The 19,193-nt window shown below is 45.1% G+C and carries 21 protein-coding genes; all 21 read left to right on the forward strand.

Features of this window, described 5'->3' with window-relative positions; all coding sequences use genetic code 11:
- The first annotated feature begins 25 nt into the window (after window positions 1-25).
- The 21 genes from DCO17_RS03080 (at window position 26) to DCO17_RS03180 (ending at window position 19,184) form a co-directional block, all read left to right on the forward strand.
- A complete protein-coding gene (locus DCO17_RS03080; RefSeq protein ID WP_173955342.1) occupies window positions 26-472 on the forward strand; it encodes a flagellar export protein FliJ in 447 nt (148 codons plus the stop codon).
- Window positions 473-498: 26 nt separating this feature from the next.
- Entirely contained in the window at window positions 499-2,097 is a 1,599-nt protein-coding gene (locus tag DCO17_RS03085) for a flagellar hook-length control protein FliK (RefSeq protein ID WP_173955343.1), read from the forward strand.
- A 25-nt stretch (window positions 2,098-2,122) separates the two neighbouring features.
- A complete protein-coding gene (locus DCO17_RS03090; RefSeq protein ID WP_173955344.1) occupies window positions 2,123-2,875 on the forward strand; it encodes a flagellar basal body-associated FliL family protein in 753 nt (250 codons plus the stop codon).
- A 32-nt stretch (window positions 2,876-2,907) separates the two neighbouring features.
- Window positions 2,908-4,011: a flagellar motor switch protein FliM gene (fliM, locus tag DCO17_RS03095; protein WP_173955345.1), complete on the forward strand. Its 1,104-nt coding sequence runs from the start codon at window positions 2,908-2,910 to the stop codon at window positions 4,009-4,011.
- 26 nt (window positions 4,012-4,037) lie between these two features.
- Window positions 4,038-4,415, forward strand: coding sequence for a flagellar motor switch protein FliN (gene fliN, locus DCO17_RS03100; RefSeq protein ID WP_173955346.1), 378 nt, complete (start codon window positions 4,038-4,040; stop codon window positions 4,413-4,415).
- Between the two features lie 26 nt (window positions 4,416-4,441).
- Window positions 4,442-4,759, forward strand: coding sequence for a flagellar biosynthetic protein FliO (gene fliO / locus DCO17_RS03105; RefSeq protein WP_173955347.1), 318 nt, complete (start codon window positions 4,442-4,444; stop codon window positions 4,757-4,759).
- Window positions 4,756-5,502 carry a flagellar type III secretion system pore protein FliP gene (gene fliP, locus DCO17_RS03110; RefSeq protein ID WP_254598805.1) on the forward strand — a complete coding sequence of 249 codons (747 nt, stop codon included), beginning with the start codon at window positions 4,756-4,758 and terminating at the stop codon, window positions 5,500-5,502. The genes fliO and fliP overlap by 4 nt, the downstream gene beginning before the upstream one ends.
- 5 nt (window positions 5,503-5,507) lie before the next feature.
- The gene (locus DCO17_RS03115; protein WP_173955348.1) at window positions 5,508-5,777 is read left to right on the forward strand and encodes a flagellar biosynthetic protein FliQ; all 270 of its coding nucleotides are present in this window, start codon (window positions 5,508-5,510) and stop codon (window positions 5,775-5,777) included.
- A gap of 3 nt (window positions 5,778-5,780) precedes the next feature.
- Window positions 5,781-6,563: a flagellar biosynthetic protein FliR gene (locus DCO17_RS03120; RefSeq protein ID WP_173955349.1), complete on the forward strand. Its 783-nt coding sequence runs from the start codon at window positions 5,781-5,783 to the stop codon at window positions 6,561-6,563.
- Window positions 6,553-7,329, forward strand: coding sequence for a hypothetical protein (locus DCO17_RS03125; RefSeq protein ID WP_173955350.1), 777 nt, complete (start codon window positions 6,553-6,555; stop codon window positions 7,327-7,329). The genes DCO17_RS03120 and DCO17_RS03125 overlap by 11 nt, the downstream gene beginning before the upstream one ends.
- A gap of 86 nt (window positions 7,330-7,415) precedes the next feature.
- Window positions 7,416-8,501, forward strand: a complete 1,086-nt coding sequence (locus tag DCO17_RS03130) for a carbonic anhydrase (protein ID WP_254598806.1) — start codon at window positions 7,416-7,418, stop codon at window positions 8,499-8,501.
- A gap of 280 nt (window positions 8,502-8,781) precedes the next feature.
- Window positions 8,782-9,198 carry a flagellar basal body rod protein FlgB gene (flgB, locus tag DCO17_RS03135; protein ID WP_173955351.1) on the forward strand — a complete coding sequence of 139 codons (417 nt, stop codon included), beginning with the start codon at window positions 8,782-8,784 and terminating at the stop codon, window positions 9,196-9,198.
- Window positions 9,195-9,599 carry a flagellar basal body rod protein FlgC gene (gene flgC, locus DCO17_RS03140; protein WP_173955352.1) on the forward strand — a complete coding sequence of 135 codons (405 nt, stop codon included), beginning with the start codon at window positions 9,195-9,197 and terminating at the stop codon, window positions 9,597-9,599. Before flgB ends, flgC begins: the two co-directional genes overlap by 4 nt.
- Before the next feature lie 36 nt (window positions 9,600-9,635).
- Entirely contained in the window at window positions 9,636-10,334 is a 699-nt protein-coding gene (locus tag DCO17_RS03145) for a flagellar hook assembly protein FlgD (RefSeq protein ID WP_173955353.1), read from the forward strand.
- Window positions 10,335-10,392: 58 nt separating this feature from the next.
- On the forward strand, window positions 10,393-13,137 hold the full coding sequence (locus DCO17_RS03150; protein WP_173955354.1) for a flagellar hook-basal body complex protein: 2,745 nt from the start codon (window positions 10,393-10,395) through the stop codon (window positions 13,135-13,137).
- A 21-nt stretch (window positions 13,138-13,158) separates the two neighbouring features.
- Window positions 13,159-13,920: a flagellar basal body rod protein FlgF gene (locus DCO17_RS03155; protein WP_173955355.1), complete on the forward strand. Its 762-nt coding sequence runs from the start codon at window positions 13,159-13,161 to the stop codon at window positions 13,918-13,920.
- Between the two features lie 29 nt (window positions 13,921-13,949).
- On the forward strand, window positions 13,950-14,738 hold the full coding sequence (gene flgG / locus DCO17_RS03160) for a flagellar basal-body rod protein FlgG (protein WP_173955356.1): 789 nt from the start codon (window positions 13,950-13,952) through the stop codon (window positions 14,736-14,738).
- Entirely contained in the window at window positions 14,738-15,460 is a 723-nt protein-coding gene (locus tag DCO17_RS03165) for a flagellar basal body L-ring protein FlgH (protein ID WP_173955357.1), read from the forward strand. Before flgG ends, DCO17_RS03165 begins: the two co-directional genes overlap by 1 nt.
- 4 nt (window positions 15,461-15,464) lie before the next feature.
- Window positions 15,465-16,592 carry a flagellar basal body P-ring protein FlgI gene (locus tag DCO17_RS03170; RefSeq protein ID WP_173955358.1) on the forward strand — a complete coding sequence of 376 codons (1,128 nt, stop codon included), beginning with the start codon at window positions 15,465-15,467 and terminating at the stop codon, window positions 16,590-16,592.
- The gene (locus tag DCO17_RS03175) at window positions 16,592-17,035 is read left to right on the forward strand and encodes a hypothetical protein (protein ID WP_173955359.1); all 444 of its coding nucleotides are present in this window, start codon (window positions 16,592-16,594) and stop codon (window positions 17,033-17,035) included. Before DCO17_RS03170 ends, DCO17_RS03175 begins: the two co-directional genes overlap by 1 nt.
- 13 nt (window positions 17,036-17,048) lie before the next feature.
- Window positions 17,049-19,184, forward strand: a complete 2,136-nt coding sequence (locus tag DCO17_RS03180; RefSeq protein ID WP_173955360.1) for a FlgK family flagellar hook-associated protein — start codon at window positions 17,049-17,051, stop codon at window positions 19,182-19,184.
- The last annotated feature ends 9 nt before the right edge of the window (window positions 19,185-19,193 follow it).

Raw genomic sequence — 19,193 nt, forward strand, 5'->3', positions numbered from 1 at the left:
TTAATGACACGGTGATTTCACTCAAATGTCTGCCATCGAGCTTTTACTCCGCTTAGCAAAAATCCGTGAGGATCAAGCTATGGCCAGAGCCAAAAGGGCTGCTGGGCAAGTAAATCAGACAAAAGCCTTTAAAAATCAAGTTCTTGAGTATGCAAAGGAGTATGAAGGTCAAGTGCTCGCCGCCTCCACTCAGAGCATGCCGATCTCTTTTATTCAGGATGCTAACGCATTTAGGGAAAAGTTGATACAAAGCTCAGTTGAGATGGATGGGCAAATTCAAGGGCTATCTAGAGCCTCTGAAGAGACTCTGATGACTGCTACCCAGGCCAGAATGCGCACCCGCGGACTAACAAAATTGGTCGAGAAAAAACGGCATGAAGCCAGGCAGAAGAAGGCTAAGGCGGAGATGAACCAGTTTGAAGATAACTACGCTGCAAGACTGAATGTGAATTCTGGCACGAAAGATGCATAGTAAGAAGTGTTCCTTTTGGAGAGGCTATGCCAACAGTAAGTCAAATTCGGATGCAAGCAGCAGCTAATAGCGTAAATAACGCTATGGCTAAGCCCGGCTCTACGCCTGGCAGCTCTGCTACGCCTGGTGGCTTCGAGGCTTTCTTGGCGGCCTTAGATCAAAGTCAAATGGCGCGCCTTAGTGCTAGAGGTGATTCTGATCGTTTGGCCAATCAAAGTGCATTACCAGGGGTGCTAAAGGGGCAAAATTTGCCTACTTTAGGTCAAAACGCCTCTGACCCTGCAAAAAATTCCGATCCATTACAGCTTTTAATGGCTCAACTAGCTGCTCAAAGCTTAGCGGCTCAGAATGCGGTAATACAAGCATCTAATGCGACAAACCAAGTGTCGCTTAGTGGAGCATCGAATCAGTCCATGAGTGTCGAGGCATTGATGGCTAGTCTGGGCGCGCAATCAAATGGTTCAAGTATGGACTTAATGTCCTTGATGGGTCAAATGGGTCAGCAAATCGACGCTAAACAAGCGGCTCTTATTAGTCAGGCCTTAACCAAGGCAATGAAAGCTAGCGGGCAAACACCAGATGCGATGATGCAAAGTCAGGTAGCTGCTTTGTTGCAGTCTTTGCAAGGTGGCGGCGCTCAGAACGGTCAAACTCAAGCAAATAGCCAAACGCCAGCTCAGATTGCGAGCGCGATTCAAGCATTTGCTCAGAAAAACGGCATTAGCCTTCCGCCTGAACTTCAGACGCAATTAACGAACCTTATTAGTCAGGGTAATGACCAGTCGTCCGGTATTAAGTTGCTTGGGGTCCAGACCGATGCCACGCTTCAGGCTGGAACAGTTGATCCCACGAAAGCAACAACAATCCAGAACTTAACCGAGGGCAAGCAAGTTCAGGTTATGACTACTGCCGTCGATAAATTACCAAAGGGCAAGGCTATAGATGGTCCTCTTGCCTTTAATGCGGTTGGTGATAAGAATTACGGAGCAAAGCCAGGTTCATTGATTGACGAAGCTGTATCGGCTATGACGAAAGATCAAGGCGAGGCCGCTGAGTCTGGTCAGGTAGACAAGTTGACTACTCAAAACCCTAAAGATCAGCCCGATCTAAATGCGTTATCAGCTAATAGCAATAGTGGCCTTGCAAGGATTGACGGTCATTCGGCTGCAGCCCAAAAGATGGAGTTAAAAGCCTCCGAAGTTTCCTTGGCTTCAGGCCCATTGCATTCTGAAGTTATGAGCGCTGCTAAATCCGGTGGCGGCAGAATTATGCTGGAGCTAACTCCTCCTGAGCAAGGCACTATCCGAATTGATTTGCGCATCAATTCCGCTGGGCAAGCCCATTTAATTGTTGAGGGTGCTAGTGACGCAACTAAGTCCCGTTTAGATCAAGGTGGCCAAAACCTGAAGAATGAGTTTGCCCAAATGGGGCTTAACTTATCTCTAGATTTAAGACAGGGCAGTCAGTCTCAGCAAATGCGTGATCAAGCCTCTTTTGGCGGACGTCAGCCAGGCTACAACATCGTTTCTTCAAATAATCAAGGCTTAAGCCCTTCAATCTCAGTCAATTCTATCGGTTCAGGTGATAATAGGGGTAATAGCGGTGCAGTTCACCTGTATGCTTGATACTATTGAGTAAAGAGGATTAGTAATGGCTGATGAAGAGCGCGTTGAACCTACCTTAGATCCAAACGCAGCTGCCCCACAGGCAGCTGTTGCTGCTCCTGCGGGTGGTCATGATTCTGATGAAGAAGCACCAAAGCCAAAAGGCAAAGGCAAGCTGCTAATCATTATTGCTTTGGTAGTTTTGATAGCTGGTGGTGTTGGTGGCTATATGTATATGAAGCATTCTGCCGAGGAAAAGCATCGCCTCGAAGAAGAAGCCAAGCGCCCAGAAAATATTCTTAAAAAACAATTGATGGAGCGCAAAGAAAATGCGCCTCCTATCTATATTCCTTTGGAAGAAATGGTGGTGAACTTGCCTGGTCGTGGTGGCGAGCACTATTTACAAACCAAAATTGTTTTACGCACTAATGATTCTTCAACTGAAGGCAAGATTAAGAATTTCATGCCTGTGATTCGCGATAAGATCATTACCGTTTTATCTTCACGGCAAATGCAAGAATTGGCAACGGTTGAGGGTAAAGTGATGATGGCCCGCGAAATCGCCTTGGTGATTAACTCTATTATTGCGCCACAACTGACTGCTATTTATGTGTTGCAGCAGCAACCAGGCACAGCCGATATGCAAAATCTAGAGCGTATTGGTGCCGTACCAAAAGAAACTTCATCGGGTCAAAAGATTACCGGTGAAGCGGCTAGAGCGGCAGCAGAATTTTGGAATGTGACTGAAATGGATTTGCCAGTGCAGGCAGTGTTGTTTAGTTCTTTTGTGATGCAGTAATCAACCACTTTAGAAAGTCCATTTAGGAAATCATGGCGGCAGAGGAAATAAATGTCGAGATGAATATTGACGCTGAAGATCAGCGTGCAATGTTTGACAAATCGAAAATTATTGCTCGGCGCCGCATGCCGACTTTGGAGCTTATTCATGAGCGCTTTAGTCGTGCGGTTCGCTTAACACTCTTTAATATGATTCGTGCGCCGATTGAGGTGCAAATGCATCTTCCGATTGTGAAGAGCTATCAAAAATTCGTAGATGAATTCCCAGAGCGTACCAACATTAATATTGTTGGTATTCGTCCATTGAGGGGTGTGGGTTGCTGGATTGTTGATCCAGGTGTTGTGTACATCGCAATTGACAATATGTTTGGCGGGGAAGGGCGTTTGGCTCCACGCTTAAACTTGCGTGAATATACCGCTACAGAGTTACGCATTATTCGCCGTCTAGTTGATGCTTTTTTGAATGAATATGAAAAAGCATGGAAGTCTGTTTATGAAATTAAGTTTGACTTCATGCGTCAAGAAACCAACTTTGGTTTTGCAAAAATCACCTCTCCTGGTGAGATGGTGTTGCATTCTAAATTCACGATTGAGATTAACGGTCGCCCAGGTGATATCGATTTATGTATTCCATTTTGGGTACTAGAGCCTGTTAAGAGTATTTTGTATAACAATATGCAAGGTTTTGCGACTGAGCCAGACCAGCATTGGACCGACCTTCTTAATGATCAGGTTCACGAAGCCCCTGTTACTGCTGTGGCGGTTCTTGCGCGCAAGCAAATGCTTTTGCGGGAAGTAACCTCTCTATCTGTGGGCGATATTATTCCGATTGAAATTAATGATCCGGTTACTGTCTATGTAGACGGTTTGCCAGTGATCAAGGGGCAATATGGCACCAAAGACGGACGGTACTCTGTAAAAGTGGGAACCATACAGCACCCTGCGGAGTTCTTAAAGAGCCCATTAGAAAGTGCCCGCCTAGGGCCAAGCATGATGCGTAGCGCTGAAAAGGGCGAGCTTTATGAGCAGTTACCTGAAGGCAGTCAAAGCCACCCAGAAAATTTAGGCTCTATGCCTGCTGGAGATACAATTAGTACCATAGCTGATGGCCTAATGCCAGATGGCCCTAACGCATAAAGAAGGCGAAGAATAAGAGGATTACGATGGCTGAAAATGACAATGATTTAGCGAAATCGCTTACCAGCACTGACGTATCCGGATCATTACGTAAAGCCACCTTTAATAATTTAGAAGATGGCGCTAGAGCGGGTGCTGATTTCAACGAAATTGACTTGGTGATGGATGTTCCGGTTCAGGTCACAGTTGAACTTGGTCGCGCCAAAATGCAAATCCGTAACTTGCTCAATCTCACTTACGGTTCAGTTATCGAGCTCGACATCTTGGCGGGTGAACCACTAGAGGTTGTGGTCAATGGTTGTTTGGTAGCTCAGGGTGAGGTGGTCATTGTCAACGATCGCTACGGTATTCGTTTGACCGATATCGTTACACCTGCTGAACGACTTCGCAAAATCAACCGCTAATCGGCATGGGCTCCTCAGTGGGAGGTATGTTGCTCTTCTCGTTTATTTGGCTTGCCCTTGCTGCAGCTCTCATTTGGGTTGTAGCATTTTTGGTCAAGCGCGATTCAGCGATGCGCGCCAGCAATCCGCATGTCAAGATTTTGGCGCAACAAGCCTTGGGTCCGAGAGAGCGTGTAGTTGTCCTTAATGTATTGAATCGAATTTTGGTGGTGGGTCATACGCCATCACAAATTTCGCTAATTACTGAATTGGAGCCTGAGGATGTGGCCAATCTAAAACCACAGGTTGCAAGTGCTGATTTTGCAAACAACTTGCGACAGTTTGTAAAAAGGAAGCTAGGTTGAAGCGCAAAATATTCTGGTGGTCGTTTGCAATCACAGCCCTTATTGGGCTGTTTCCTTTAGTTGCGTGGAGTCAAACACTGCCTTTGGTTACTGCAAAGCAGGGCGGCGGTGGCACTATTTATGCAGTTCCAGTTGAAACGGTTTTAGCTTTAACGGCGTTAAGCTTTTTGCCAGCAGCGCTTGTCTTAATGACAAGCTTTACTCGGATCTTGATTGTTTTTTCTTTATTGCGTCAGGCCTTGGGTTTAACAACTATGCCGCCAAACATTGTATTGATTGGCCTTTCATTTTTCCTGACTTTGTTCATCATGAATCCGGTGTTTGATTCGATATACAAAAATGCATATCAACCATATTCTGCGGGCAAGATGGGATTTCCTCAGGCGGTGGAAGTGGGTGCTAAGCCGCTTAAAGAGTTCATGCTCAAGCAAACGCGCCGAGATGATTTAAATTTATTTGCCAAGCTTTATGGAAAAGAAATTGAGGCGCGTGAAGACGTGCCTTTCACGGTCCTAATTCCAGCATTCGCTATCTCAGAAATTAAAACGGGATTCTTAATAGGCTTTGTTATTTATTTGCCATTCTTGGTGATTGACTTTGCCGTAGCCAGCATTTTGACTTCGCTTGGTATGGTGATGGTATCGCCCATGATGTTTTCGCTGCCGCTCAAGTTGATTGTTTTTGCTTTAGCTGATGGCTGGGCCTTGTTATCTACTTCACTAGTGCAAAGCTACATTAACTAGGCGCTATGGAAAGCGGAGTCATTATCGATTTGGTATACCAGGCTCTGCGCATGGCGGCGGTGTTGGCAGGCCCAATACTGATGGCGCTGTTAGTAATTGGTTTGGTGATTGGTATTTTGCAGGCTGCCACTTCCGTGAATGAATCCACCGTTGCCTTTGTTCCCAAGCTCATTGTTTTTGGTGTGGTTGTTTTGCTTATCGGCCCAGTAACTCTGTCATTGTTCACTGATTACATTAAAGAGCTCTTTGCCCGTATTCCGGGTTTGGTGAACTAAATTATGCTGACCATCACAGGTCTGCAAATTGAGCAGTACATGGCAATTTTTATGTTTGCTTCGCTGCGAGTCTTTGGTATTTTTTTAACCACTCCGATGTTTGCTTTCAGATCACTGCCGATGCAATTCCGATTATTGATTGCATTGTCATTTGCTTTTTATGTGATGCCTTTGGTCGGTGGTGAAAAAATTCCTAGTCCGGGTAGCATTACTTTCTTTGCATCGATTATTGAATTAGCCATCGGTGCATTTATTGGTTTTGTAATTCGAATTGGCTTTATGGTGGTTGATATTGCAGCTGAGGTGTTGTCATTTCAGGCGGGCTTTAGTTTTGCCTCAACGTACTTTCGTGATCCCACACTTGACTCCGGTTTGGTAGGACAGTTTTTAGGTTTAATTGTCATTGCTCTGGCATTTGCTTTAAATATTCATTTGGTATTGATCGACATTATTTTGCACAGCTTTAAAACGATACCTGTGGGGCAATGGCCAAGTGCGTGGTCGTCCAAAGGTGTGGTGGATTTGGTGTCGGCATCGTTTCGATTGGGCTTGATTCTTTCCATGCCTATTTTGTTGGTCTACATGATGTTTAACTTAACGCAGGCATTTTTGGGAAGAACTAGCCCTCAGATGAATTTGTTCTCCGTGGGCTTTGCTGTTAGCATTCCTTTAGCATTCTTAGTTATTTTTATGATTCTTCCAGACTTGCAAATCGTTTTGGAGCGTTCCCTTGAAAACCCCATGCAACTTATTCGCCAAGGCGTAGAGACTCCTTATGCAAAATAAATCCTTCTCTCATTTATTGGCTATCAGCTTATTTTTATTTGCCACAAGCTTTAGCTCATTTGCAAATGCGCAGGCGAACTCGGAAGTTCCATTGAACGGCTCTGTGGAAGAGGGGCTTACGGCTGCGCAAAAAAATAAATTAAATCAAAATTCACTAGACCAGGCGCCAACAGGTCCAGAAGATTGTGAATTGAAATATCCCCTCCCTCCATCAAGCCCAAGCAATCCATATGCAGAAAGCGGCTCTGATATTTGCAAGAGATTGCAAATTCGTGGCAAAAGAATGATTTGCGAAATTAATTCTTTGGTAGCGGATAAGCCGTCTGGTGGAAGTACTACAGGCTCTAAGATTGAATTAGCCGCGTGGGCTCGATGCAATGCCAGCGTTGCGAATATTTTGGTAGATGGCTACTACATGGCCGCCAGCGAGATTGAGCGCCGTCTACAAATCTGTAGCTCGAACTTTTATGCCGATCCAGGAAGAATGCCAAAGCAAGGCTGGTATCAACGGTTTCTGAGATGGGCCACTAGTAATGACTTGACTCCGCCACCCACGGATGAGGCTTTAGAGGTAGCTTTGAAGCAGTCCACTCCACTGGAAAGTAGGCAAGATACCGCAGGATTAATGAAATGCGAGTGGATGTTTTCTCGAAGCAGTTCACCGGTAATTGACGTATTGCCCGGTGGAGGCGTAAATAATGCTGCTTCAACACCAGTAGTCACACCTACTAAAAGGGCTGCTCCAAAGAAGTCTGCTGGCCAATAACCTTTAAATATGCTTAAGAAGTTGTCTTAAGCATTGATTTATATGGCAATATAAACATTATTTTTATAAAAGCCGTTAGCAAACCTATGAAAACCAATAATCTACATTCTCGTTTTATTGCCGTGATGGGTGCTCTAGCAGCCATGCTGGTTGCAGGCAACGCTATTTCAAGCGATTCACACGACGCTCCTGCGCCAGCTGCGGCTGCTGCGGCGCCAGCTACGCCAAAGGCAAAGCCAGCCGTGCCGGCAGCTTCAGGCGATGACCAAATGAGTAAAGCCTTGTTTGACAAAATCAGCAAGGGTTCTGGTGATATCGTCATTCGCACCGGTGATTTGCCTGCGGGTGCGGCTCCTAGCGAGTCTAAGACCGCTGAGAAGCCGAAAGTTGCCAAAGCAGCTGCAAAGCCTTCCGAAAAAGATTCGCATGACGCCCATGATGTGCATTGGTCTTATGTAGATGGCCCTGGCGGTCCTGAAAACTGGGGCAATCTGAGTAAAGCCAATTTGGCCTGCTCAACAGGCAAAACCCAGTCCCCAATTAATATCAATGTGGATCGAGCAGTAAAAGCTGAGCTTCCTCCTTTAGAGTTCTTGTACAGACCATCTCCTTTGTCCATTGTTGATAACGGGCACACTGTAATGGTCAATTATGGTGAGGGCAGTAATTTATTGGTTGATGGCCGCCAATATCGTCTTGTTCAGTTCCACTTCCATAAGCCTAGCGAAGAAGCTATTAATGGTGAGCGGACCGATATGGTGGTGCACTTGGTTCATCAGCATTACGACGGCAGCCTCGCTGTCGTAGGTGTTTTGATGAATACTAAAACGCTTGGTTCAGCTAAAAAGTCATGGTTTGGTAGTGATGCTGGCAAAGAAAATCCGATGATTCAGACCCTCTGGAACAATGTTCCATTGGTAAAAGGTAAGACAGAAAGCCCTGGAGTCATGATCGATGTGAATCAGTTGCTACCAGCCGACAGAAGTTATTTCACCTATATGGGTTCTTTAACAACACCTCCATGCAGCGAGAACGTGCTGTGGTTTGTGATGAAAAACCCGATTTATGTAAGCGAAGAGCAGGTTAAGAACTTTGATCGCATCTATCCAATGAATGCTCGCCCTTTGCAGCCTAAGGGCGATCGCTTAATCAAGGAAACCAAGGGTAGTTAGTTAACACCCCATGTCTGTTTTGGCAGGTTTTGCCTGATTAGTTTCGGGGCAATCTGCTAAAACGGCAAAATTTGCCACCCTCATTTAAAAAGCCCTAGAAATAGGGCTTTTTGCTATTTTCGCCTCAGTTTTCACTTTTAGGCTTCCCGTTAAGCAAACCCACATGGGTTGGCCCTTACATTTATATCCATAAATAGTTAAATCTGGCACGGTCTTTGCATATTCATACCTGAGGACTTTCCCCTTAGGTTTTATCGTCCCCGAATAGGGAGGAGATTAAATGAACGCAGTGCCGCAGTACGACCCACTTACTTTTGGCGAAACCGCATTTAAATTGCGGACTTTCCGTCAACAAGTGCTGGGTAACAATTTGGCAAATTCAGATACTCCAGGCTTTAAGGCCAGGGATATCCGCTTTGCTGACGTACTGAAGGCTCAATTAGAGGGTGTTGCTCCTTCTAATGCAATTGAATTGGCAACTACTAATTCAGCGCATATTCCAGGAAAGGTGCCTCAGGAAGACCCCCGTTTGCTCTACCGCATCCCGAATCAACCATCCATGGATGGCAATACGGTCGATGGTGATATTGAGCTGAGCGAATTTACTAAAAACTCAGTATTTACTGAGTCTGCATTAAACATGTTGGGTAGTACGATTCGCGCACGTATGTCAGCGATTACAGGACAAGCTTCATGAGTTTATTGGGCGCCTTTGATATTGGGTCTACTGGGCTGACAGCGCAATCTATGCGCTTGAATACCACTGCCTCCAATATTGCCAACGTAGAAAGCGTATCCGGTCCTGATGGCCGTCCTTATCGTGCGCGTCAGGTTGAGTTTAGTTCTGTATATAAACCAGGACAGCCTGGCGCCGGTGTTGAGGTCAGCAAAATTATTGAGAGCAATGCTCCGATGCGCATTGAGTATCGCCCTGGACACCCAAAAGCAAATGCGGCTGGTTATGTAGAAATGCCAAACGTTAATCCAGTAGAGGAGATGGTGAACATGATTTCTGCATCTCGCTCTTATCAGATGAACGTGGAGGCAATGAATGTCTCGCGTCAGTTGATGTTAAAGACCCTGGATTTAGGTAAGTAAACAGTAGCACCTGAAAAGTAAGAGAAAGAGAAAATCATGGCAACCAATCCATTAAGTGGAATCAGAGTTTATGACCCAGCTACGGCTAATAAGCCTGCTGATGCAACCACGAACTCAACTACAGGTGGCACTGCTGCTGAACAAACGCAAAACTTTTTGAAGTTATTGATTGCACAGATCCAAAACCAAGATCCCATGTCACCAATGGATGCGTCGACAATGACGTCGCAAATGTCGCAGCTCAATATGGTGAGCAGCATGGGTAACATGAATACATCAATGACTGCCATGCTTGCACAAATGCAGAGCGTGAACTTTATGAATCAAGCTGCATTGATTGGCCATAGCCCAGTAGTAGCGGGTAATGGAATTGCCTTTGATGGCACAAATCAAGTGATGCTTGGTGCCAATGCAACGAATCCGTTGAAATCAGTTGTAGCAACGATTACTGATGCAAGTGGCAATGTGGTCAATAGTGTCGACCTTGGTAATGTGAATGCGGGCATGACTAACTTTGTTTGGAATGGTAAGGATGCTAATGGCAATACAGTTTCAGCTGGCATGTATTACTTAAACCTCTCGGGTAAGAATGCAGATAATGCCACGGAAAATCCAACGGCATATGTAGCATCCGCAGTTGCCTCCGTAACCAAAGGTTCAAATGGTGATGCGGTACTCAATCTCCTCGATGGCAGAACTGTAAATTCTTCGGATGTACAGCAGTGGATTAGTTAATTAAGAACAAAATCGTAGCAATAAATAGAACAAACATAGATAGACAAAAGGAATCAAAATGGGATACGGGATCGGATTATCAGGATTAAAGTCAGCCTCCGAAGCAATTGACGTTACCAGTAATAATATTTCTAACGCTCAAACAGTGGGTTATAAGTCGGGGGAATATGTGTTCTCCGATCAATTCTTTAGAGCTCAAGATCCTCAGTCTGTTGATCGTGCCGGTATGGGTGCTTATCGCATGGCAATTCGAAGAACTGGTAGTTATGGCACGGTGGTGAATACGCAAAACCCGCTCGACATGGCTATTACTGGTCCAGGTATGTTTATGTTGGCAAAGACAGTTGACGGAACAGTGCCCACCGAAAATCCAACAAAATTTCAATTTACCCGTAACGGCCAGTTCGCAGTTGATAACAAGAATCGGATCGTAAATGAAAACGGAATGTTCTTGGTTGGATATCCTGCTGATGCGTCCGGGAAAATTATTTCTAGCTCAAAGTCTGTGATGATATTGGACCAATCGCCATTGGCACAGCAAGCTACTAAAAATTCAAATATCAATTTGAACCTAGATAATCGAGTTGATCCAATCACCGGTAATCCATTTAATAAAACAGAGCCAACTAGCTATAGTCAAACTACCTCACAGACTGTGTATGACGATAAAGGCTTAGCTCATACATTGGCTGTTTACTACAAAAAGATGCATTCCACAAACCTTGTATTGCAGGGTGATGGAACGGGCACTACTTATACATTTACACCGCAGCAGGATTTAGGTACAACTCTCGCTGGAGAGCAAACCAGTAAAATTGCAACTAGTTCAAAACCGCTAGCAGCTGCCGGTGGAACAACGGAAACCATTTCTAATGCAGTCTTGACATATGTAAGCGGTGGTTCAGAGTCTTTGGATTCCGAAATTGGTACATTTGGTGGAATTACTGGAGGCTCCGGCTATCTTCCTGGGACTTACTCAGATGTGGCTTTGTCTGGCGGCTCCGGTCAGGGTGCGAAGGCAAACATTGTTGTTGGCGCAGGTGGAAACATTACAACCGTAACATTGACATCATCTGGTGTGGGTTACCAGGTAGGCGATTATTTGACGGTAATGCCGAATGTGGTCGGTGGTACGGGAACTGGTTTTTCAATACCAGTTGCCACAACAATCACTGATGGTATTGGCGCATTTAGTATTACTGGTGGTAGCGGATATGGCGCCACAACTTACACAAACGTTCCTTTGGTTGGGGGAAGTAGTGGTAGCAATACGGCAAGAGCAACTGTCATTGTGAATGCAAATGGTGATGCATCAATTTATACGGTTACCAATGCAGGAACTGGATATACAAATGGCGAGACATTGACAATCGCCAATAGCTCAATTGGCAACTATGGGACCCCTGCAGCCTTAACTGCTCAAGCCTCTGTAACTGCAGGAGGGGTCGCGGGAGTAACCTTATTGGCGAATACTGCGGGCCATGGCCCATCTGGAATCACATATAACAATGTGCCTCTATCAGGTGGCAGTGGAACAGGTGCTAGAGCAAACGTAACAGTTAATTCCAGCGGGGTAGTCACTAGCGTTGTTTTGACAAAGGGCGGTACTGGCTATTTGCCAAATGACAATCTAACGATATCCGCTTCAAGTATTGGTCCTAATGGGGCGGGAACAGGGTTTGCAGTATCCGTAGCTTCGAAAAGGGCGGGTATTAAAACGCTAGCAACCTCACCATCAAATGCTGGTACAGGCTATACAGATGGTATTTACGAGGATGTTCCTCTGACTGGCTCATCAACAGGATTTGGTGCAAAGGCAACAATTGTTATTTCAAATGGTCTTGTTACAAAAGTTACATTGACAGATGGTGGCACAGGTTATGCCGCTACTGACTCTTTGAGTGTTAATGCAAACTCGGTAGGGGGTACAGGCTCTGGTTTTGCAGTTGCAATTGGTGGCTTAAATACACAGATTGCTGCTGGTCAAGGCACAAGAGGCTCTACTTATAACCTTAAATTAACCGATGGTACAAATTTATCTCTAACGCAAATAAGTGAGGCAGGAAACGGAACACCGCAATACGTGGTGAACGTAGATCGTTACTCAGTGTTTGCAACATTGGATGGAAATCCAGTTGGGCAAGATGCATCTGGAGCAGCAATTACCAAGGTAAAAATTGGCGGAATCTTGACAGATGAGCAGACATCCTTGGGAACAGTAGCATTTGTGGGTGGAAAGGATTTGGATTCATTGTCACGTGATGCCTTTGGTACGCCGCAATTTGATACTCAATTCAAAATTGATGCATCAGGCGGATCAGGTAACGGGTGGGGTCAAACTAACAATGGCGGTGTTGTTCAATTTACTTTGAAGAGCACCAACATGACTGCGTATTCATCTGCTGGTCAGACCTATGCAAACGATCAAGATGGGTCCGCAACTTCACAATTAGCTTCTTTCAATATCGATAACAGCGGAAAGCTTGTCGCACAATATGACAACGGTAAATCGGTAGTGAAGGGCCAGGTGATTTTGGCGTACTTCAACAATTTAGAGGGATTGATTCCTAACGGAAACAATACTTATGAAGCTTCATCCGCCTCCGGTGATCCGTTGCTGAGTTTCCCAGGTGATGGCACATTGGGTGCAATCAGATCTAAGGCGGTTGAGCAGTCCAACGTTGATCTCACGGAAGAATTGGTAAGGCTGATGGTGTTGCAACGTCAATACTCTGCAGTATCACAGGCAACTAAAGTGATGGCAGCAACCCTAATTGATGATGCAATCAACATTGGTCGTTAAGAGCCAATCTACTAAGCTACTATGATTAACCGCTACGCATACACTTCAATGACCGGTGCAACTTCTGCTACGCAGCAGTTGGCCGTGACATCGAATAACTTGGCAAATTCTCTAACGCCAGGTTTTCGTGAGGTGATTAGTGCATTTCGGGCGGTGCCTCTTAAGGGCGATGGAGAACCATTTACAGGTAACGGCGCAGATACGCGTGTATTTGTTGCCGATACAACGCCTGGTAGCAATTTTAATCAAGGTCAAATCCAAACGACTGGAAACTCTTTGGATGTAGCGATTAAGGGTGATGGAATGTTTACAGTACGTCGCCCAGACGGTCAGGAAGCATATACACGAGCCGGCAAGTTTATGACAAATGAACAGGGCTTACTTATGCTAGGAAAAGATATTCCAGTAGTGGGTGCAGGTGGAACGATCACCATTCCAGTCGGGGCATCAGTTCAGATCGCCGAGGATGGTTCCGTATATACACAGATTCCAGGAAATCAGTATTTGAATCAAGCAGGCAAGCTAAAGCTAGTAAATCCGAATACTAATAGCTTGGTTCGTGCTGCAGATGGATTATTTGATATTCCAGGCGAACAGGCTGCCGCAGATCCTGGGGTAAGGGTAGTGCAAGGTGCATTTGAGTTGAGTAACAATAATCCCGCATTGGCCATGGTTCAGATGATTGATCAGAGTCGTATGTTTGATTTAAACACTAGATCAATTACTTATGCAGATCAGAATGCCAGATCTGCAACAACTTTGTTATCTTTATCGCGCGTCTAATAATTCATAAATAAGAAAAAGAGAAAAATATGTTACGTTCGTTATGGATCGCCAAAACCGGAATGGATGCAGAGCAGTTCAATCTTGATGTTATTACTAATAACCTTGCGAACTCTCAGACGACAGCGTTTAAACGTGTCCAGCCAATGTTTCAGGATTTGTTGTACACCACACTGCGTACAGCTGGCTCGGCATCAAATGCGCAAAATTTGTTACCAACTGGATTGCAGATTGGTGCAGGTGCCGCGGTTACTTCAACAGAGCGCAATAATATTCAGGGAACATTGATTCAAACTGGCAATCAGCTTGATGTGGCGATTCAAGGGAATGGATTTTTCCAAATTCAATTAGCCGATGGAACATTGGCCTATACAAGAAATGGTCAGTTTAGTAAGAGTGCTACAGGTCAGATTGTTACCCAATCCGGTAACGTAGTTGCAGGGGCGGGTGTGATTCCTGCGAATGCAACTTCTATCACAATTAATCAGGCTGGCCTTGTGCAGTACACCTTGCAGGGCAATCAAACTGCCATTCAAGCTGGTCAAATTACGATGGCTAACTTTGTTAATCCGGCTGGTTTGTTCGCTCTTGGTGGTGGAAACTTTATTCCAACTCCTGCGTCTGGAACTGCTCAAAATAACATAGCTGGAACAAACGGCATGGGCACGACGAATCAGTATTACATCGAGCAATCTAACGTCAACGTGGCTGAAGAATTGGTCAATCTAATTGCTGCACAGCGTGCTTATGAAATTAATACTCGTGCAGTAACGGCATCTGACCAAATTTTGCAACGTGTAAGCAACATGGGTCAGTGATGAGTAGTTTCATTAAGAACTTTCGATTACATATCGCGCTAGCATTTAGCGTGATTGTTCTCTGGGGCTGCGCAAGTGCGGATCGCCCAACATTGTTAACAACACCGGTAACAGCAAGGCCTCGTCCAATTCAAGAGACCTCTGCGAATATGGGTAGCTTATACCCAGCAAATTCTGGTGGCCCATATGTGAATGCCGTAACTCATCGCCCGTTATTCGAGGATCGTCGTGCACGTAATGTGGGTGATACATTGACTGTTGTTTTGAATGAAACCACTAGCGCTGCCAAGAATACCGGTATGTCAGCAGCAAGAAAGGCAAACGCCGCTTCAGATTTCTCTAATACAGGCCCAATGGCATTTGGTCCATACACCAGCATTGCTAATATCGCAAACTTTGGTGGTACGGGCGACATTAAGAGTGAGGGTACTGGCGCAAGTGCTGCTAGCAATACCTTTGCTGGAACGATTACGGTAACTGTTGTTGAGGTTCTCTCTAACGGTAACTTAGTGGTTGCGGGCGAGAAGCAGGTTGCCGTCAGTAATGAAGAAGAGATTATTCGCTTTGGTGGCGTAGTAAACCCAAATACCTTGGTCTTTAATCAAGTATCTTCCCAGCAGGTTGCTGATGCACGAATTGAGTATCGCGGTAGAGGTGCAACTGACGATACTCAGGGTACGGGTTGGCTAACAAGACTTTTCCTGAAGATTGCCCCATTCTAATTTGATGAAAAATAGATCAATTTCCTCGCTAAAAAAAGGCTTACTTCTACTGGTAAGCTTTAGCATTTTCTCGGGCAATTGTTTTGCAGATCGGATCAAGGATTTTGCAGATGTAGCAGGTCAACGCTCAAATCAGTTAGTAGGTTATGGGTTGGTGGTTGGCTTGGATGGAACCGGTGACCAAACCACACAAACCCCATTTACTCTGCAAAGCGTATTGCAGATGATTGGCGTTTTAGGGGTAACTATCCCTCAGGGCGGTGGTCAAACGCAGTTGCGTAATACCGCTGCGGTTATGGTTACTGCTGAATTTCCAGCGCTAGCACGACCAGGTCAGCAAATTGATATTACCGTCTCCTCTTTGGGTAATGCCACAAGTCTAAAAGGCGGCACATTAGTGATGACGCCGCTGAAAGCTGCTGATGGACAGGTTTACGCACAAGGACAAGGTAATCTTGTTATCGGTGGTGCTAGAGCGGCTACCGGCGGCGCAGCAACTTCTGTAAATCATTTAAATGCGGGCCGCATTCCTGGTGGTGGCTTGATTGAAAAAGCAGTTCCATCTCTATTGGCTGATGAGTTTGTGCAGCTTGATCTTCATCGAGCTGACTTTGCCTTAATGCAACAAACTGCCGAAGCAATTGGAAGAAGATTTGGCTTGGGCACAGCTCTGCCAATAGATGCCAGAACGCTCAATGTAAGAGTTCCTGTTGAACCACTGAGACGTACTGCATTCATGGCGGCCCTACAAGATCTTGATGTTCAAATGGTCAGTGGACCAGCTCGCGTAATTTTGAATTCTAGAACTGGGTCGGTGGTTATGAATCAGGCAGTTAGGCTGTCTCCATCAGCGGTAGCCCATGGGAATTTAACAGTTAAGGTTCAGCAAACCCCTACGATTAGTCAGCCATTGCCATTTAGTCGTGGACAGACAGCGGTTGCCACCCAAGATACAGCAACACTTAGTGATAGTGGTAAAGAAAACAGCTTGATTGCGGTGCCGCAGGGCGCATCATTGGATCAAGTGGTAAAGGCATTAAATATGATGGGCGCAACGCCGCAAGACTTAATTTCAATATTACAGTCCTTAAAGTCCGCCGGCGCCCTAAGGGCAGAGTTGGAGGTGATCTAGTGACTGTTATCAATTCAATCTCAGCGCCAATTGACCAAAATAGCGCAAGACTGCTGATGCCAACAAAGGTTGATGCGCCAGCAACAAGTAGTGAGGATAAGTTAAAAAAGGCTGCCCAGGGATTTGAGCGCACACTCATTCGGCAAATGTTGAGTACTGTTCGTAGCACCAACTTGCGCGGAACCGATGAATCTAGTGATTCCTCAAAATCATATCTAGAAATTATGGATGACCATGTGGCGGATATGCTTTCCAAAGGTAACGGCATGGGTTTTGCAAGCAAAATGGCCGAGCAGTTGATACAGCAAGCAAATGCTGGAAAACTAATCGGAACCTCTGAAATTGCCGTTAAACCATTGAATGCACCAAGAGAAGGTGCGGCGTCCCCAGAAACCCTAAATGCCCTAAAAAGGCCTGATGGGTTCTTAGGCACCGCCAAATAGGTAAGGAAGCGAAATGGGTATCTACTCCATCACTGAATCAGCAATTTCCGGCTTGAATATCGCTCAAGCTGGGATTTTGACGACTTCACAAAACGTGGCGGGCACTTCAGTTGAGGGCTATTCTCGTCGTAGTGCAAGTACCGTAATGGATGCATTGGCGCCAAACTCTTTAATGCTCAATGGTACTAGTTTTGCAGTCGAGGGATTTACTCGTCAATACTCTTCTTTGATAGGCTCACAGTTATTAAGTCAGCAAGCTAAATCAAGTTATTCAGATACACTGGTTCAGTACACCAATTCCGTCGACAGCCTTGTTGCAGATAAGTCGGCAGGCTTAAATACAGCCATTAGCGATTTTTTCAATGCCATGGGTAGTTATGCCGCGGATCCAACGAACAAGGCAATGGCTGGTGCGATTACCGGCACTGCTAACGCTGTTGCTCAGCGCATGACAGGTATGAGTAGTCTCGTTAGTCAAATTCAAAGCGATGCTCGCAGTGCGCTTAACGATACTGTTTCTCAAGTAAATACTTTATTGCCAGCATTGGCTGATATTAATCAAAAAATTGTTGATGGTAATAGCCCAGGAAATACATCTCCATCAGCAGATTTATTGGATGAGCGAGATCGTTTGCTCTCACAGCTACAACAGTTAGTTGGTGGCCAAAGCTTGATTAACTCTGATGGCACGGCAACTCAATTAGTTGCTGGAATGCCTTTGGTTGAGAGGGCAATCGCGAATAAGGTAACTGTTAATGCAGATCAGCAGCATGTTGCGCTTACATTTAATTTGCAAAATGGTCCTAACAAGGGTGTATTGCAGACAGTGCAAAGTTTGGATGGCGGGCAGGCAGGCGCTCTTTTAGAGTTAACAAATAATTTTGTACCAGGCGTACAAAAACGCTTAGATACTATAGCAATGGGCTTGGTTAAGGTTGCCAATAGCGCAGCTCAAACGAATCCAGGGTTGGCAACGAATTTGGCTATTTTTGGATTTAAGGTTTCCGATAAAACTTATTCTAGTCTTGCGACAAATGATTTGACAGGTAACTTGCCGACGATCGCAAATGAAAATGACCTTTTGGATTTATACAGTAGCTTAGGTAACGCCATTTCTTCCGATAGCGGTATTAAGGTAGGCAGTACCGTAGGCAATTATTCAAAGGTGAGTTCATTAACAGCTGGACCCACAACTTTGGCTGGTGAATATACCTTAACTAAGGTGGGATCGGATCAGTTGCAGATTTCTGATAGGCTGGGAAAGATGCAAACTGTTTCAGTTATTGACAGCATTTCCGGTGGACTTCAGACAATTGACTTTAATCAATTTGGTATCACAATTCAATTGGCAAATATCAGTCCGGCATTAGGTGCCGTTAGCTCCTCGAGTGTTATTAAATCAGGTTCAACATTGCCTGTTGGTGGAACGGCAAATCAAAATATTTCCAATATGGTTGTTCAAAATAATGTGCAATCTGGAATTTATACATTCAGTAGTAGCGGTAATCAATTAACTTTAGCAAGTAGCAACGGCGGTAGCCAGACTATCACCGTTGGTGATGGGGTGGCCTCGGGTCAAACATTGAATTTTGATCAAATGGGGATATTGTTTTCGGTTTCTGATACAGGTACGCCCGTTAAAGATGCAGCAACAATTGCAGGGTACTTAAACAGTCAAGCAATCACGATTGAGAAGGCGGATGATTCTAAATCCGCTATCGCAACGACCCTTGACGGTCAAAAAATCAAGGTGAGTGGAATAGCCAACCCGCTGGTAAATTATGGCTTGAATGCTGCAAACTTCGTGTCTCTTGCACCAAGTAATTTTGCAAGTTACTTTAACGGCAACACGCCGCTAATAAGTTCTGATAAAGCTAATATAGTTCAAAAATTAAGTGCGGTCTTTGGAACATCGGTATCTAATCTGGTGAATGAAGTTGGCGTCAAAGTAGCAACCTGGAAAAGTAATCAAAAAGCAAATAACGTAGTGCTGACTAATTTAAAGGCGCAGCGCGATTCAGTGTCTGGGGTGAATTTGGATGAAGAGGCTGCTAATCTTCTGAAATACCAACAGCTTTACACTGCATCAACCAAAGTATTGCAGGCAGGCAATCAGATGTTTAGCACTCTTTTGTCGATCATGAACTAGGGAGTAAAT

This window comes from Polynucleobacter tropicus (assembly GCF_013307225.1).
Classification (GTDB): domain Bacteria; phylum Pseudomonadota; class Gammaproteobacteria; order Burkholderiales; family Burkholderiaceae; genus Polynucleobacter; species Polynucleobacter tropicus.